The 16,390-nt window shown below is 71.6% G+C and carries 11 protein-coding genes; 1 reads left to right on the top strand and 10 read right to left on the bottom strand.

The genetic code is table 11. The features are described from left to right. Position 1 precedes the first annotated feature (1 nt). The 10 genes from ABZ208_RS12490 to ABZ208_RS12445 all read right to left on the bottom strand — a co-directional run bounded on the left by ABZ208_RS12490 (position 2) and on the right by ABZ208_RS12445 (position 14,841). On the bottom strand, positions 2 to 157 hold the full coding sequence (locus tag ABZ208_RS12490) for a DUF6760 family protein (RefSeq protein WP_328667510.1): 156 nt from the start codon (positions 155 to 157) through the stop codon (positions 2 to 4). Beyond that, positions 154 to 639, bottom strand: a complete 486-nt coding sequence (locus ABZ208_RS12485) for a hypothetical protein (protein WP_356909435.1) — start codon at positions 637 to 639, stop codon at positions 154 to 156. Before ABZ208_RS12485 ends, ABZ208_RS12490 begins: the two co-directional genes overlap by 4 nt. 7 nt (positions 640 to 646) lie before the next feature. Further along, positions 647 to 1,090, bottom strand: a complete 444-nt coding sequence (locus ABZ208_RS12480) for a phage tail protein (RefSeq protein ID WP_100110404.1) — start codon at positions 1,088 to 1,090, stop codon at positions 647 to 649. Positions 1,091 to 1,130: 40 nt separating this feature from the next. Beyond that, positions 1,131 to 2,714, bottom strand: a complete 1,584-nt coding sequence (locus tag ABZ208_RS12475) for a phage tail sheath subtilisin-like domain-containing protein (protein WP_356909434.1) — start codon at positions 2,712 to 2,714, stop codon at positions 1,131 to 1,133. 116 nt (positions 2,715 to 2,830) lie between these two features. Next, positions 2,831 to 6,190, bottom strand: coding sequence for a hypothetical protein (locus tag ABZ208_RS12470; protein ID WP_356909433.1), 3,360 nt, complete (start codon positions 6,188 to 6,190; stop codon positions 2,831 to 2,833). A gap of 2 nt (positions 6,191 to 6,192) precedes the next feature. After that, positions 6,193 to 6,906, bottom strand: coding sequence for a DUF4157 domain-containing protein (locus tag ABZ208_RS12465; protein WP_356909432.1), 714 nt, complete (start codon positions 6,904 to 6,906; stop codon positions 6,193 to 6,195). Between the two features lie 151 nt (positions 6,907 to 7,057). After that, on the bottom strand, positions 7,058 to 9,079 hold the full coding sequence (locus tag ABZ208_RS12460) for an ATP-binding protein (protein WP_356909431.1): 2,022 nt from the start codon (positions 9,077 to 9,079) through the stop codon (positions 7,058 to 7,060). Next, positions 9,079 to 9,744 carry a DUF4255 domain-containing protein gene (locus ABZ208_RS12455; protein WP_356909430.1) on the bottom strand — a complete coding sequence of 222 codons (666 nt, stop codon included), beginning with the start codon at positions 9,742 to 9,744 and terminating at the stop codon, positions 9,079 to 9,081. The genes ABZ208_RS12460 and ABZ208_RS12455 overlap by 1 nt, the downstream gene beginning before the upstream one ends. Positions 9,745 to 9,750: 6 nt before the next feature. Beyond that, the gene (locus tag ABZ208_RS12450; protein ID WP_356909429.1) at positions 9,751 to 13,695 is read right to left on the bottom strand and encodes a hypothetical protein; all 3,945 of its coding nucleotides are present in this window, start codon (positions 13,693 to 13,695) and stop codon (positions 9,751 to 9,753) included. 498 nt (positions 13,696 to 14,193) lie between these two features. Then, positions 14,194 to 14,841, bottom strand: coding sequence for a response regulator transcription factor (locus ABZ208_RS12445; protein ID WP_356909428.1), 648 nt, complete (start codon positions 14,839 to 14,841; stop codon positions 14,194 to 14,196). A 201-nt stretch (positions 14,842 to 15,042) separates the two neighbouring features. On the opposite strand from ABZ208_RS12445, the gene ABZ208_RS12440 reads away from it, so the two are divergent. Then, positions 15,043 to 16,353: a hypothetical protein gene (locus ABZ208_RS12440; protein WP_356909427.1), complete on the top strand. Its 1,311-nt coding sequence runs from the start codon at positions 15,043 to 15,045 to the stop codon at positions 16,351 to 16,353. The last annotated feature ends 37 nt before the right edge of the window (positions 16,354 to 16,390 follow it).

Raw genomic sequence — 16,390 nt, 5'->3', positions numbered from 1 at the left:
CTCACCGCCCCCCGGCCAGCCGGTTCAGCCGCGCAATCTGGTCGACGTACCGGCGCCGCTCAAGGTGTTCCAGGTCGAGGATCACATCCATCGGCCAGTGGAAGTGGTAGGCGATGTACGCGACTTCGTCGTACAGCTGCTCCGTCGCGTACATCACGATTCCCCCAGGCGCCCACCACCCGCAAGGTCGACCGCGAAGGCCGTGTCACACGACGGGCACGTCACCTGCGCCCGGGTATGCCCCTCGGCGTTGATCCGCCGATAGAAGTCCTGCAGGAACGCCAGGTCCGAGGCGAACAGGTCCTCGATGACACCCGCGTGGATATTCGTCACCGAGCCGATCCGCTCCACCACCCGCCCTATCAGCACCACCGACAGATACGCAGGGTTCTCGCGCACCCTGTCGTCCCGAAGCGGTACGAGTTCGTCGCGCGCAGTGGCGAGCCGCATCACCCCGCTGCGGTGCACCCGCCCTGCCTCGTCGACGTATCCGCGGGGCAGTTCGAAGCTGAACTCGGTCCGCATCGAGTCGGCTCCGCCCCCAGCCGGGGCCTGGACCGCCTCGGCCGCCTCGACCGTTTCGACCGCCGCCTCGGCCTTCTCCCCGGCGGCCGCCGTCGGCGCAATCTTCCGTCGCATCAGGCGATCACGCCACGTCCATCTGCTCGTACGTGATGACGAGCTTCTCGGTCAGGACACTGGTGTCGCCCGCCTTCAGCGAGCTGATCTCCAGGCTCTTGGGCCAGGCGTTCACCAGGGTGTAGCGCTTGATCGCCTGGCCTTCGTAGTCGAAGACGATGATCGCGCCGCCCTTGCGGGCCGTGCCCATCTTCCCGAACCGGGCGTCCTTGATCCATTTCTCGAAGTTGTTGTCCGCGGTCAGACCGCGCGTCAGCGTGACCTCGCCCGCCTTCGGCCGGCCCGGCAGCTTCTTGATGACGTACTTGCCGTCAGCCGTGTTCTGCTTCAGCTCGATGACGTCCTGCTCCATCTTCAGGCCCGTCACCTCGTTGATCTGCTTGATGACGACCCCGTCGATCTCCAGCCCGAAGGAGTGACCGACCGAGGTGTCCATGTCCGGCAGTGCCATGCCATCCGCCCCTTACCTGCTCATGCTCTGCTTGGCTGCTCTACTCGTTGACGAGGCTGGTGCCGCCCGAGAACTGGGCCAGCCGGAAGATCACGAACTCGGCCGGCTTCACGGGCGCGATCCCGATCTCGCAGACCACCTGACCGGCGTCGATCCCCTCGGCCGGGTTCGTCTCGCGGTCGCACTTCACGTAGAAGGCCTCGTCGGGCGTCAGCCCGAACAGGGCGCCCCTGCGCCACTCGTTGACCAGGAAGGCCGAGATGGTCCGCCGGACACGGGCCCACAGGGCGTCGTCGTTCGGTTCGAAGACCACCCACTGGGTGCCGATGAGGATCGACTCCTCGATGTAGTTGAACAGCCGCCGGACGTTGAGGTAGCGCCAGGCCGGGTCGGACGACAGGGTCCGCGCGCCCCACACCCGGACTCCGCGTCCCGGGAAGCTGCGGATGCAGTTCACACCGATCGGATTGAGCAGATCCTGCTCGGCCTTGGTCAGATGGACCGCCAGGTCCACGGCTCCTCGCACGACCTCGTTGGCCGGGGCCTTGTGCACGCCGCGGCTCTCGTCGTTCCTGGCCCATACGCCCGCCATGGCCCCGCTCGGCGGGACGAACTTCGTCTGGTTCGGGGCCGTGGGGTCGGCCACCTTCACCCAGGGGTAGTACAGGGCCGCGTACTTGGAGTCGTATCCGGCGCCCGTCATCCGCCAGTCCTTGACCCGCTGCGGCGAGAGGTCCGGCAGCGGGTCGAGGATCGCCACGCGGTTCCCCATCAGTTCACAGTGCGCGATCATCGCCAGCTGGACGGCCTTGACGCCCTCGGCATCCAGCGCGCCCTGCTGGTAGGCGCTCATCAGGTCCGGCACGGCCAGCATCGTGATCTCGTCGATGGTCTCCAGGCCGCCGAACCCGGTGCGTTCGTCGGTGCTGCCGACGTAGTCGGACGGGCTGAGGACCGCCGGAACGGCGGCCGGAGCGGCGGGCGCGGGCGCCGGGGCGAGACCCACCGTCTGGTTCTCGGGCCGGTCCAGCGCCTGCGCGGGACCGGCGTCCTCCACGGTGATCAGCCGTGACTTGTCCCGTACCACCGTCACCACGTAGTTGCGCTGGCTCCGCTTGGCGGAGACCTCCCAGGTCTCCTCGACCCGGTCCCCCCGCTTCACGTTCAGCGTGAAGGCGTCCTCGCCGGGGGAGTCCCCCTTGGCATCGGCCACCTCGACAGCGATCCCCTCGCCCGTCCCCTCCAGGGCGGCGACCTGAAACCCCCCGAGCGCACTGCGCGGCCCCGCGGGCAGCGACCCTGCCTTCCCCCGCTTCCCGGCAGCGGCCGCGGGCCGCGACTCCTGGGCGGCAGGCGCGGCGTCCCCGCCGATCCGTACGACGTAACAGGTCCCGCCCCCGTTGAGGAAGTAGCCGTAGACGGCATGGGCAAGGTACGACCCCTCCAGGAAGTCCCCGAAGGTGGAGGTGAACTGGCTCCAGTTCGTCACCAGGGTCGGCGTGTTGTACGGCCCCTCGGCCGCCAGCCCGACGAAGGCGGCCACGGCGGTCCCGACGCCTTCGATCGGGCGCGAGCCGGCCTCGACCTCTTCGACGTAGACGCCTGGTGACAGGTACGACGGCATCCTGGCCCTCCCCTGGGACGTAACGGTCGCCCCAAGCGTGCGCCGCGTGCGCCTTCAAGGTCATGACCTGTCGTACGGCCCTGGGGGAATCCCGGGGTGCCCCTTCGGGCAAGCGGCTACTCCAGCTTGGCGGCCAGCTTCTTGCCGTTCACTTCCCACTGCCCACCGAGCAGGGTCTCCGCGGCGTTGGTTCCAGTCCCCTCCCAGCCCTTGTGCTCCTTGGCGTCGTAGCTGATCGAGGCGGCGACTGCGCCACCGCCACCGAGCCGGGCCAGCAGCTCGTTCAGGGTGCCCGTGCAGCCCGGGCAGGGCCCCTTACCGACGACCCGCAGGCTGAGCTCGGTCACCTTCGAGCCCCGCTTCACCGTCTTTTCCAGCCATGTCGCGAACTGGTACTCGGCATGGCTCTTGTGGGAGTCCTTGACAGGGTCCCGGGTGTTCCACGTCTCCACCTTGGCGACCTTCGCACCCGGCTTCATGGGGAGGATCTGGCCACCGATCTGAGTACCGCGCCTGGTCGTGCCTCCATGCCCCTCGATCGCCGCCGGGAGGGAGTTGGGGACCATGACCGGGCTGCCGTTCTGCATGACGACGCGGCCATTCCCGTCCTTCAGGGCCTGCGAGCCGAACCGCTCGTCGATAGCGGGCGGCTCCTCGAAGGTGACGGTCGCCTCGCAGCGGACCGTGGCCTGCTGCTTCAGTGTCACCTTGCCCGCGCCGCTGGTCGGACTCGCCGTGGCCAGGACCTCGAAGCCCTCATCCCCTCGCTTGACCACCTCTAGCCTCTTCAGGCCCTGCCCCCGCAAGTCGCCGGCGATGCCCGCCACGACCCGGTGCAGTCCGGCCTCGTCGTGGACGGTCGGCCAGGCCTGCTGCAGCCTGCTGCGGGCCAGCGCCTTGACCTGCCTGCTCTGCTCGGTGTCCGCGCCCCCGCCCCTCAGGGACCGCAGAATCCTCTTTCCCGCGCTGACGATCTTGTCGATGACCCAGTCGACCGCCTTCATCACAGGCGCCTGGACCTTCTGCAGGATCTCCTTGATCTTCGCCGAGATGCCGCCCAGCCCCAGCAGGCTGGCCAGGAAGTCCAGGACCACCGGGACCGCCTTCGCCAGGCTCTGCTCGATCAGGGCCGGGACGCCTCCGCCACCGCCTCGCGCGATGCCTTCGACGGAGTCGAGGACGGAGTCGACGAAGCTCTTGATCTGCGCCGCGCGGTTCACGAAGAACATCACCACGTCGTAGATCGCCTTGCAGGCCCGCACGAACGCCGATGCCGGGTTCAGCATGGAGACGATCCACGTGATGCCCGCCGTGACGATCTTCTCGGTCACGAAGTCCTTGATCGCGCCGATGACCGTGTCCTTGAGGTCGGACAGCTTCTCGACGATCCACTTCCAGAGGCCGCCGACGCCCTCCGTCACCAGGACCTTGACCATCTCGAAGCCGGTCTCCAGGGCCCCCATCGCACGCTCGCCGATCCGGGCCACGATGCGGGCGCGGATGTTGGACCAGGTCAGGCCCAGGATGGAGAGGATCAGCTTGATGATGCCCTTGGCGTCGAAGGTTTCCGGGATCTCGATGCCGCCCGCCGAGAGCTGGCCGAACAGCCACTGCTTGAGGCCGTTCTTGAGGTGTTCACCGATCCGCGCGGCGAAGCCCGTCACGCCCGCTTTGACCGCGTTGAGAAGGTTACCGAGGAAGCCGATCGGGTTGGAAATGATCTTGTCGATCGCACCGGCGGCCCGGGCCAGGACGCCGAGGAGCATGTCCTTCAGCTTCAGAACGGTCGCGGCGGTCTCCGCGATCGCGTCCTTCGCCTTGCTCAGCAGGCCCTTGTTCTCCTCCTGAAGCTTCTTGATCTCCTCGTCGAGGTCATTGCGCGCCGAGACGTACTTGTCCGCCAGGTCCTGCACCAGGCTCTGGGACTTCTCCGAGACCGAGGACTCGAGCTGCTCGAACTCCCCGCCGATGTCGTTCGCCGCCTGCTGCGCGAACTGCCGTAGGTTCTTGGGCTGTTCGGCGACCTTGTCGGCGATCTTCTGCTTGCCTCGTGCGATCGCGTTCGACGCGTCGGCCAGCCGCTTGCCGATCAGGTCCGCGATGTTCGAGATGACCGCCCGCATCTCGCGCTCGTAGACCAGTCGCGCCTCGGCGAAGATCTGGTTGGCGCGCGGCGGCGGGTCCAGCACCGCGTCGGCGAGCCAGCGGGCCGCCCCCGTGATGCCCGAGTAGCGCTCGTCCTTCCAGGCCTTCATCTTGGTCTGGTGGTCGGCGTCGAAGGCGGCCTTCGCCGCCTTCTGCCCGTTGTCGAACGCTGTCTCGACCTCGGTGTCGAGGGCGCCGAGGATGCCCTCGACCTCCTTCTTCGACGTGTCGAAGATCCCCCTGATCTCCGCCGCGACGCGCGCCCGCTCCTGCTCCTCCTTGGACTGCGCGGTGCCCTGGCCCGCCGCGACCTGCTGCGCGGCACCCGCCTTCGCCGTCGTCATGGCCTGGATGCCGGCCGGGCCCGCTGCGGCCGCGCCGCCTTGCTCGGCGGCCACCCGGACCCGCTCCGCCGCCCGGAACTGGTCGGGTGCCGTCGCCGCGTGCGCGTCGGTCGCCTTCTTCGCGTCCAGCGCCTCCTTGAACTGCGGCTCGTTGGAGTGCGCGAGTTGCTCCGGGGTGACCTTGGCCTCCGCCATCATGGCGTCGGTCTCCTTGGGCCCCGTACTCAGGTCGGTCTGCTCGGGCGGGGCCTTGGCCACCGCGGCCGCCTTGGGGTCCGGGGGCGCGGGCGTGGACGGTGTCGGCTGTCCCGGCAGCGGGGTGACGGGCTTCTCGACGGCCTTCGACTCGTCGGGGGCCTTGGCGGTCTTCTCGGTGATGTCCTTGGCCGAGCCCTCCTTGCCCGCCTTCACCTGGCCGGAGACCTGGGACTTGATCTCGTCCGTCTTGCCCGACCGGGTGAACGTGTCGGCCTCGTCCAGGGTCTTGGGCGCCTTCGCCGCGATCGCGGCGGACACGGCCGCGATGAAGGCCTCCTTGTTGAACGTGCCGGGCTTCGCCGCGCCCATCTCCCCGGCCTGCGCTGCCTTGGCCTGCGCCTCCTTGTCGTCCCCGGGCGGCTTCGCCGCGTCCTGGGCGGCCTTCACCTGGGACGACGCACTCGGATGGGCCGCCAGGGCGTTCTTCTTGGCCCGGATGTCCCCTGCGACCTTCTGGAAGCGCGGGTCCGTCTCCGGTGTCAGGCCGGTGGGTGCCACGGGCAGCGCGGAGCCGGAGTCCAGCCGCTGTACGGGTGCGGGCTGCGGCTTCGCCACGAGGCGGGCCACTGCGGCGTTCCCCGCACGGGCCTGCAGCCGCTGCACCGCTCGTGGGTCCAGTGCCCGGGGCCGGGTGACCGCGCCCGGCCCGCCGTCCGGAGCCCGGCGCAGCGGCGCCTTGGTCTCCCGTGCGGGCTCGTCCCCGGCGGCCCGGTCCGCTGTGGCCTTCACCCCTACTCCGCCGGGGCCTCGTCCTCTTCGGCCTCCTCGGCCGCCGCGCGCTGCACGAACATGCCCTGGACGGAAGCCTCCTGGCCCTCTTCGGCCTCCCGCTGCACGGGGGCGGCGGGGACCACGGGAGCCGGGGCGGCCATCACTCGTTCGGCATTGGCCACGGCCTCGCGCTCGAACCGGTCGGACGGATCGCTGACCTTGATGCCCCCGGCGGTCTCCGTGCCGTCCACCGGGCCCGACCGCTGCTGCACGACATGCGTCAGCTCATGCGCCAGAGTCGTACGGCCCTGGTCGGAGCCGGGATCGTACGCGTCCCGCTGGAAGACGACGTGCGAACCCGCCGTGTACGCATGGGCGTTGACCGATTTCGCCGATTCATGCGCGGCGGAGTCCGTGTGAACCCGTACGTCGCCGAAGTCGTGCCCGAGCCGGGCCTCCATGTCGGCACGGACCTCGGCATCGAGCGGCCGGCCGCCCCCGGAGTTCACCACGTCGTGGACGGAAGAGCGCTGCACCGCCGCCCCGACACCGCTGTTGCCGAGCGCGCGTTGCAGTCGCAGCATCCCGCCGGGGCCGAGCACATCGGCCCGCCCGCCGGCTGCCGCCTTGAGCAGCAGGGCATCGGGGGCGCCCGTGTTCTCCTGCTCGGCCTTGGGCCGCGGACCGGCCACGCACTCCGTGTCGTGCTCGTGGCCGTGTTCGTGTCCCTGCATCTCTCCCCCTGACCCGGGTGCCGCTGTGAGGGCTCGGTTCGCCTTGCTCACCCGCCACCATCCGCCGTGCGGCGCCTCTCGGGTAGAGGCCTCCGGTGTCCCGTGGGGGCACGGCCAACTGCCCCTTCGGGCAGACGGCACCGGTCGACGGCTACCGCACAAGGCCCACATACGGCCCGAACTCGCTCTCCAGGCACAGCCGGCCCAGCTTCCGGTACTCCCTCGCCACCGCTGCCACCAGATCCGCCATCGAGACCGGACGCTCAGCCTCCGCCGCCAGGTAGGCCGCCGTGACCGCCGCCGAGCGGATGTCTCCACCCGCCAGCTCGAACGCCCTCCCGCAGAAGGCCAGGTCGATGTCGTCCGCTCGCGGGAGCGCCGTGCCCAGGCAGCGGTCCCACAGCGCCTCTCGCTGCTCCGCGTCCGGCAGCGGGAAGTCCACCACCAGGTCCAAGCGGCGCGTGAACGCCTGGTCCAGGTTCGCCCGCAGGTTCGTCGCCAACACCGCCAGCCCGTCGAAGGTTTCCATCCGCTGCAGCAGATACGCGCTCTCCACATTGGCGTAGCGGTCGTGCGCGTCCTTCACCTCTGAGCGCTTGCCGAAGACCGCGTCCGCCTCGTCGAAGAGGAGCACCCCGTTGACGCCGGCCGCCTCCGTGAAGATCCGCTCCAGGTTCTTCTCCGTCTCCCCCACGTACTTGTCCACGACCGTCGCCAGATCGACCGTGTACAGGTCCAGTCCCAGCGCCCCGGCGATGACCTCCGCCGACATCGTCTTGCCGGTGCCCGAGTCCCCGGCGAAGAGCGCCATCACCCCGCGCCCGCGCCCGCCGCCCGGCCGCATCGCCCAGTCCCCCAGCACCTGGTCACGGTGCCTGGCCCGTGCTGCCAGCTCCCGCAACTGGCGCAGTACGCCCGGCGGGAGTACGAGGTCGTCCCAGCCCACCGCCGGCTGGATCCGGCGGGCGAGCCGTTCCAGACCGGAGGTGTTCTGCGCCCGTGCCCCGTGGAGCAGTTCCGCCTCGCCCGCCGGGCCGCCCGCCAGGACCGCCTGTTGTCGTGCCGTCGACGCCGCGCGCCGCATCTGCTCGGGGGTGAGGACGAAGGCCGCCACGGCGTCCCCCGTGCTCCCGTCACCCAGCACCTTCCGCCACAGAGCCGCTCGCGACGCGGCCCCCAGCCGCCCGACCTCCACCAGCAGGGGCGTGCGGTCCGACCACTGCGGGTCCCAGCCCGCCTGGCCTGCCAGCACCACCGGTACGGGCAGTCCGGCCAGGGCCCGCAGCAGCTCCAGCCGCTCCGTCAACGCCTCCACCGGGGCCGCGATCAGGCCCGCCCCTGCCAGCGCGGCCTCCCGGCCGACCGCCCTGACCAGCGCCTCGGGGCCGGTCTGCCGGGCCAGCCGTGCCAGGTCGAGGACGAACGCCGTGCGCCCCGCCCCGGCCAAGGCGTCGACGGCCAACTCCTGCGCGGTGCCGCCCGCAGGCTCCCGTAGATACACCGGGGAGATCCCGTCCCGTACGGCCCCGGCCAGCCGCTTCGGCAGATCGCCCAGGACACCCTCGGGCAGGGCCTCGGCCCGCGCCGGGCGCATCACGTCCACCAGTACCGGGTCCATGGCGTCATCACCCAGCAGATGGCTGGTGACCCGGTCCGGGACGCGCAACGACCGGCCCAGGAAGGGGCGCTCCGGCTCCTCGACGAGCAGCAGGCCACGCTCCACCAGCGGTGCGTCGGCCGCCAGCCGGGCCCGCGCCCCTGCCGAGACCGCGGCCACCCCGCACAGGCCCAGGGCCAGCCCAGTCGTCGGGCGCCGGCGCGTCACGTCGTCGTTGAGGTAGCCGTACAACTGCTCGAACCGGCGGTCGAGGTCCGGTGCCAGCGCGATCAGCAGCAGTTCCACGTCCAGCGGCGTCAGGCCGAAGTTCCGTTGGAGTGCGGACAGCCTGGAGGACTCGGCAGCCCGCTCCGGGGCCTCCCGGTCGGGCACGTCCACCGGGTCGTCCGGCCATGGCACGGCCGCCGGTTCGTCCAGGATCCGCAGGACCGCGTCCTCCGACAGGTACAGGCCCCGGAAGGGGTCGTCCGCTTCCGGGTCCACGGCCCGTCGTGCCTGCACGGCCCGGCGTACCCGCGCCTCGACGATCCCGAGCCGTCCCAGCAGATGTTCCATCAGGCTCCCGTCCGGTCGCCCGGGCGGCGCGTGCGTCGCGGGCCACGCGGCGCCGGGACCGGCACGGACGCCGGGGGCGTGGTCGGCGCATGGACGTCCGACAGGTCGACCGCCAGCCCCTCCTCCACCGGTGGCCCCGCCGGGTAGACCGGTGCCGTGGTGACCGGCGCGCTCACCACCACATCGAGTGAAGGCTTCAGCTCCCCTCCCAGCGCCGACCACACGTCTGCGAAGGCCCGGTCCTCCGGCGGTGGCAGCGCGATCGACACCGGCACCGGCAGCCCCGTCGCCGTCAGCTCGGGCCCGAGTCGTCCGCCCGGCAGGGCGTCATGCCGCAGGAAGCATGCCAACAGGGCGGACAGCAGCCGGTGTTCGTCCTCCGGCCGCTGCGTCCACGCGCTGATCAGGTACGAGAGTTTGAAGTAGCGCGGCGGCAGGGTCCGGGCCGTGACCCGGCCCTGCTCGTCGTAGATGTTCTGCCGTCCGCGAGAGCGTCGCCGCAGGTCCTCGCGGATGTCGTACAGGTACAGGTTCACGGTGGGAGTGTTGCGCCGGGCCGCCCACTCCCTGGTCGGCGCGTCGAAGACGACCTCGACGTCCGCGCCCTCCCCCAGCGCCTCCCCCCGCACCAGGTCCCGCAGTGCCTCGTCCACTTCATGGATCATGTCCGGTCACCTGCGCCACTGGAAGTCGGACGGCTGCAGCACTCCGGGTACCACCAGGTACTCGGCCTTCACTTCGCGGAACAGCGGCACGGGCACTGCATCGTGCGTCGCCCGCAGGTCCCGCGGCCCCAGCGCGTCCTGTACGAGGACGAGCACCGGGGCCGAGCAGGTCCCGTCCGCCCGGACCACCACCGGCGCAGACGCCGGCGTCACGCCCTCGCTCCAGCGCAGTCGGACCGTGGCCCCGGGCGGGAAGGAACTGCCGCGGGCCTGGGTGACCGCACCGGGCGGTCCCAGCTCGGGGCTGAGCTGCAGCACGGGTCGGCGCACGGTCAGCGGTGCGCTCGCCGTGTTGTTGGCGGGATTGCTGTCCGAGCCAGTTGTCGTGACCGTCGCCGTGATCGTCCCGGTCAGCGCCCGATCCGCCGTCAGCTGCAGTCGTACGGTGGTGGAGGCAGCGGGCGCCAGGTTCCCGAGCCCGCAGCCGTCAGCGGTCAGGCACGGCGGCCGGGACACCGACACGACCCGGAGCCCGGGCGGCACGGCAACCTTCAGTGTCAGCCCGGTCGCGGTGACCGGCCCGCCATTGCGTACGGTCACCTCGGCGGTGATCCGGCCGCCCGAGTACGCGGTGCGCGGCCCGGCGGTCACCGACACGGACGGGTCCGCGGAGCGCCGCGGGGGCGTCGGCCGCTCGTCCACGGTCAGCGGCGCCGAGGCGGAGTTGTTCCCCGGGTCGGTGTCGGGGCCGGGAGTGGTGACCGTGCCGGCGACGGACCCGCGCAGGGCGTTGCTCGCGGTCACCACCCGGGTCACGGTCACCGTGGCTCCTGGCGCCAGGTCCCCGAGGGCGCAGCCGGTTGCGGGGCAGGCGGGTGTGGCGGTGACGACGGTCAGCCCGCTCGGCAGTACGGGCGTCAGCAGCACCGACTTCGCGGGGGCGTCGCCGAGGTTCCGTACGGTGTAGACGACGGTCGACCGGTCACCGGTCAGTACCCGGGAGGGCGTCGCGGTCACGGTGATCGCCGGGTCGGGCATCCGGGGGTCGACGACGGTCAGGTCCACCGACGCGCGGTCGTTGTCGGGGTTGATGTCCCGCGTGGTCGCGGTGACCCTGCCCTCGATGGTCCCCGAGAAGGCGTTCCCGGCTGTGTAGACGAGGGTGACTTTCTTCTCCGCTGCGGGAGCGATACTGCCCAGGTCGCAGCCTGCGGCCGGGCATTCCGTGCCGGACACGAGGGTGAGGCCGGGCGGGACGGTCAGCGTGAGCCGGGCGTTCGCGGCGGTGGCGGTGCCGGTGTTGCGGACCGTGAACTCGACGGTCGACCGCTCGCGGATCTTGATGACCGGCGGGGTGGCCGTGGCGGTGACCGCCAGGTCCGGGACCACGACCTGGACCACCAGCTCGTCGGTGTTGTCCTGCGGCTGATGGTCGGTCAGCCCGCCTTCCGCGGTCGCGGCGATCGTCTGTGCACCCGGCGCCACGCCCTTCACACGCAGCTCGATCCGCACCTTGGTGCCGGACTTCAGCACGCCCGCGTCGCACGCCAGTTGCCTGGCGTCGGCCGGATCGGCCGCGCAAGCCCCCTCGGGGTCGGACGGCGCGACGAAGTCCAGCCCGGTCGGGAGCTCGACGCGGGCCCTGGTCCGGGGCGAGTCGGCGACGCCGTGGTTCCACACGACGAGGACGACCGTGCCGGTGTCGCCCAGCATCAGCGGCGAGTCGTTCGTGGTGAGGTGGACCCGCAGGTCGGAGCTCGGCTTCCAGGTGGGCTGCTGCTGCCCGTTGTAGAGCTTGCCGGGCAGCGTCTCTCCCCGGCCGTCGGCCGGGTTGACCACCCGGATCCGGCGGTCGGTCACCGAGTCCCAGCCGGACACCACCACATCGACGGCCAGCCGTTGGCCGTCGGGCGACCAGGCGGGGTTGTCCGGCATGTCGTGGCCCGGCCCGTCGCCGTCGGGCTCGGGCACGGCGAGGGGGCATGCGTCGCCGAAGGGCACGAGCCCCCGGCAGCGGGTGCCGTCGTCGCCCACCTCCAGCACCATCCGCGGCCCTTCGTAGCCCGAGACGGGTGCAGCACGCAGGACGGGCTCGCTGGGCACGCCGGTCTGGCGGACGAAGGCGATGCTGCCGGTGCCGGGCCGGTAGGCGGGCCGTACGTCGACCACGCGGCAGTCGGGGCTGCCGCACTGCGCGGCGGACACGTCGAACTGCACGCCGCCCGGCTTCGCCTCGGCCGTCCAGATGTGGCGGTCACGCGTGTCGCCCTGGAGCCGGACGGGACCGTCGGAGGTTCCGGCGCCGTCGTCCGAAGACGGCCCGTCGTCGAGGGGCGGCCCGCCGCCGTCCGACGTACCGCCGCTGCTGTCGTCGACGGCAATCCTGGCGCCACCCGGGGCCGCCGCCTTCAATGGTTCCCCCGGAACCGCGTTGATCCTCGCCCGGCAGTAACTCCACCGTGAGAAGGCGAGCTTGCCGCCGTCCGGTGACCAGGCCGGGTCACGGTCGTCCGAGTAGCACACGTAGCCGGGCCTCGTCCGCTCCGGCACCACGTGGAGCAGCCGTGCGTCCTGCGGTCCCCCGGAGATGTCCACGACCACGATCTCCGCAGCCGGATCCGGGACGTCGGGGTCGGGAGGCGCCGATCGTGCGAAGGCCAGCTTGGTGCCGTCCGGGGACCAGGCCGGCCGCTCCTGGTGTTCCCCCTCGTCCATCCCCTCGTACCGGAGCGGCACCGCCCGGGCCAGCCCGAGCTCGTCCCCCACGAGGATCCGCTCGGTGTCCGGTGCTTCCGGCCGCCCAGTGGTCCGTACGAAGGCCATCCTGCGCCCGTCCGGCGCGTACGCGGGGTCGGACAGGGCGCTCTCCTGGCCCTGTGCGGCCCGCAGTTCGAGCCGGTCCAGCGGCACGGCGGCCCGTTGGCTCTCGATGTTGAAGTCCTCGGGATCCTTCCCGGACACCAGGACGACGGGCCGGCCCCCGGCCGGGCTGTACCAGCCGACGTTCTCGGTCTCGTACAGCACCACGTCGTCGGGGTCGAACAACGGTGTGCCCCGGCAGGTGCCGCAGGCCTCGGCCCTGGCATCGACGAGGTACGGCTCACCGGACAGGAACACCAGCTGCTTGCCGTCGGGGTTCCACGCGGCGCCGTGGCGTGCGTCCTGGTAGAGCTCCCCGACGGCCAGGACGTCGGCCGGTGTCTCGCCGCGGCCGGCCGCGGGGACCGTGGCGAGCGCCTGCTGACCCTGGCCGGTGCGGGTGACGTACGCGATCCGGTCCCTGCCGCCCGCGACCGCGGGCTCCCAGACCGGCCTGGCCGCGGGAGTCTGCCCGTACGAGACCGGGACCTCGGCTCCGCCCGCGGCCAAGGTCGTACGGTAGGCCCGCTCGTCCCGTGTGAAGACGAACTCGGTGCCGTCCGGGGACCAGTCGGCCCAGTCCGCGTTCCTGACGGCCTCGCGCAGCCCCGTGCCGTCCGTACGGACGACCCACACGGAGGGCTGCGCACCGCCGAACCGGCCTCGGGAGTCGTCGCAGCGGTCGGCCGACGTGCGGCTGCCCTCGCCGTCGTCGTTCTCCCACGACACGAAGGCGATCCAACGCCGGTCCGGGGACAGCACGGGATCGGCCAGCCGCCCGCCGTCCAGTTGCACAACGGGGGTCACCGGTCCGTCGCCGGTGCGCCGGAACAACCCCTCCCCCGTGCCGCTGCGGTCGCTGACCCAGACCATGTCGTCGCCGCGTGCCGATGCCTGGCAGTCGTTGCCCGCCGCGCCGGGCGGCAGCAGTGACGTCAGGGCGCCGCGCGGGCCGATCGTGGCCACGCTGCGATGGGGGCCGTCTCCGACGTAGGCGATCCGGCCCGGGTCGGGCGGGAGTTCGTCGACGGCCCGCGCAGGCGGGGGGTCGGCAGCCGTGACGTCGGGGCCCGCGGCAGGTGTCGCACTCACGAGCACCATGGCGAGCAGCAGACCCAGCCCTCGCCGCCCCCGAACGGAGCGGAAAACACCTTCAAGCACACGCGTCCGCCGGACGTTTCCCCCGCGCCTCCCGGGCGCACCCCCGGGACGGTGCCGACAGCATCCTGACAGCCCTCCTCAGAACAACCCTGTCCCGAAGCGCATCCCGCAGGCAGCCCGGGAAGGGGCACCGGTCGGGGTAGACCCGACTGCCCTAAGAGGCAGCGCGTCCGGGCTCAGCGCGAACGAGCCGGTGTCCGGCGGCTCGCGGCGACTGCGGCAGGGCTGCGCGCCGGATCCCGTTCCGGGGCTCTGCCGGGCTCACCACGCACGGACCACCGGACCCCGTCGCGAGGAGCACCGGGGCTCGCTGTCCGGCGGAGGCTGCCCGGCTTGCGCCTGGCCGCGGTGGCCCCGGGCCTGTCCAGCGCCCGGCCCGGCCTCCGGCGGGCCGGGGCTCACCTTCGTGCGGGCCCGGTTCGGGCCGGATCAGATGAAGCCCTGCCGCATCGCGTACGCCACGGCGTGCGAACGGTTGCGCAGCTGCAGCCGCGTCGTCACGTCATGGAGGATGTTCTTGACCGTACGCTCCGAGAAGGCGAGCGTCCGCGCGATCTCCGCGGTGTCGCTGCCCTCCGCGATCAGCCGCAGCACGTCGACCTCCCGAGGTGCCAGCCCAGTGAACGCGAGGCCGCGCGGATCCAGCACCTGCCGCTGCAGCCGCCCCACCTGGTCCAGCAGGCGCCCCAGCAGGTCCGCAGGCACGCTGCCCTCGCCGCTCGCCGCGGCCGTGATGACCTGCACCAACCGGTCCGTGGACGCCTCGGCGCGCCGTACGACACCGAGCACTCCGCATTCGGCGGCGGCAACCAGCCCCGCATCATCGATCTCGGTGGCCACGAGCACGGTTCCGCATCCGTCGCCTCGCTGGAAACGGCGTAACGTCTGCATCTCCGTTTCCCCGATCCGGTCCACGGACACCACGGCCACGGCCGGCCCGTCGTACTCCTCCTCACCCAGCAGCTCGAGTTGGGGACAGTTCCTCAACTGCCCCGCAAGCCCGGCGCGCGAAATCGGGTCCTGGGCCATCAGCCGCACCCGGATACGCTCCGCGCCGCTCTCTCCTTGGTATCGCATGTTCAGCATCCCCCTGTTGGGCGCGCCCCCACGCCATGCGAGAGCGGCGCCTGTCGTGCCAGGCACTTCCTCACCGGTCGTCCAGTGAACACCCGGGCAATCAGCAGCCGCTCCACGCCGGCTCAACGGGCAACGCAACGTGCCCCTGGGTGTGTCCGTAGGGGAGCGGAGCCCTCCGGCCCGGGTCCCTACCGTCCCCTCATGACCACTTCCGCTCTTCTGGATGCCTCCCCCGCCTCGGTGCTGCCCGGCGAGGAGGCCCGGATCCCGCTCGAAATCCGCAACGGCGGAAAGGTCGTCGAGGCCTACAGTTTCGAGGTCCTGGGCCCCGCCGCCGGCTGGAGTGTGGTCGAGCCGGCGACGCTGTCCCTGAACCCCGGCACGGGCGGGCAGGTGGAGCTGGTGGTCCGACCGCCCCGGGACACCACTGTCCCGCCGGGTGAACTCACCTATGGCGTAAGGGTGCTGCCACAGGAACAACCGCAGTACGCCACGGTGCCCGAGGGTGTCCTGCACGTCCGGCCGTACGCCGACTTCACTGCGGAACTGAGCCCGCGGCTGGGACAGGGCCGCACCGGTGCCCGATTCCAGGTGGCGTTGGACAACCGCGGCAACTATCCCCTGTCCGTTGCCCTTTCGGGCAAGGACCAAGGTGATCTGCTGAGGTTCGGGCTGCTTCCCGGGCCCACAGTGGTGGAGCCGGGGCGGGCGGCGTTCGTGAAGCTGTCCGTCAAGCCGAAGAGGTGGGTGTGGCGCGGGGTGGCCGTGCCACACGTCTTCCAGGTGATCGCGGCCCCGTCCCCCGGCCCGGAGGGGGCGCCGGAGGTGGCCCCGGAGCCGCTCGACGGCAGTCTGCTACAGCGTCCGATCGTCTCGGCGGGCTTGCTGAAGCTGCTGATCGCGCTGCTGGTGCTCCTCGGCGTGCTGGCGGGTCTGTGGTTCGGGTTGCTGCGGCCGGTCGTCCGCAGCGCCGCCAAGGAGGCGGTGAAGGCCCCGGTCGAAGCGGCGGAGTCCAAAGCGGCCGAGGCGCAGGAGGCGGCGGCCGAGGCCAAGGAGGCCGCGTCGGCGGGTGCCGGCGGCGGCAAGCCGGGCCCGGGCGGCAGCGCGGCGCCGTCCCCGTCGGCCTCGGCAACTCCGGGCACAGGCCCGGCCCCGCTCCCGCAGGCCGCCCTGTTCTCGTACCGCCTGACTCCCTCAGCCGCAGCGCGCGACACAGCCGCGGCGACGTACACGGTCCCGGACGGCAAAGTGCTGCGCCTGACGGATCTGGTCCTGGAGAACCCTCAGGGCGACACGGGCACCATCACGCTGTCGGTGGGCGACAAGACCCTCCTCGCCCCCGCGCTGGAGAACTTCCGCGAGCAGGACTTCCACTGGGCATCGGCGATCCTGGCGGGCCCGAAGCAGAAGATCACGGTGACCCTCACCTGCCGCACAGTGGGCCGCCCGCCCTCCGGCCCGGCCCCCGACCGTTGCAACTCGGCGGTCCTCTTCAGCGGCACGCTGGAGTAGTACGGCCGGAATCGCTACGCGACGGAGCCGACGGGAA

The organism is Streptomyces sp. NPDC006208, assembly GCF_040613775.1.
Taxonomy (GTDB): domain Bacteria; phylum Actinomycetota; class Actinomycetes; order Streptomycetales; family Streptomycetaceae; genus Streptomyces.
The sequence above is the reverse complement of the archived record's forward strand: the minus strand, read 5'-3'. Positions and strand labels throughout refer to the sequence as shown.

Excerpts from the sequence above, each read along its gene's own strand:
- ABZ208_RS12455 (WP_356909430.1), bottom strand. The coding sequence starts at position 9,744 with ATGATCCATGAAGTGGACGAGGCACTGCGGGACCTGGTGCGGGGGGAG.
- ABZ208_RS12485 (WP_356909435.1), bottom strand. The coding sequence starts at position 639 with ATGCGACGGAAGATTGCGCCGACGGCGGCCGCCGGGGAGAAGGCCGAG.
- ABZ208_RS12480 (WP_100110404.1), bottom strand. The coding sequence starts at position 1,090 with ATGGCACTGCCGGACATGGACACCTCGGTCGGTCACTCCTTCGGGCTG.
- ABZ208_RS12460 (WP_356909431.1), bottom strand. The coding sequence starts at position 9,079 with ATGGAACATCTGCTGGGACGGCTCGGGATCGTCGAGGCGCGGGTACGC.
- ABZ208_RS12475 (WP_356909434.1), bottom strand. The coding sequence starts at position 2,714 with ATGCCGTCGTACCTGTCACCAGGCGTCTACGTCGAAGAGGTCGAGGCC.
- ABZ208_RS12465 (WP_356909432.1), bottom strand. The coding sequence starts at position 6,906 with ATGCAGGGACACGAACACGGCCACGAGCACGACACGGAGTGCGTGGCC.
- ABZ208_RS12440 (WP_356909427.1), top strand. The coding sequence starts at position 15,043 with ATGACCACTTCCGCTCTTCTGGATGCCTCCCCCGCCTCGGTGCTGCCC.
- ABZ208_RS12445 (WP_356909428.1), bottom strand. The coding sequence starts at position 14,841 with ATGCGATACCAAGGAGAGAGCGGCGCGGAGCGTATCCGGGTGCGGCTG.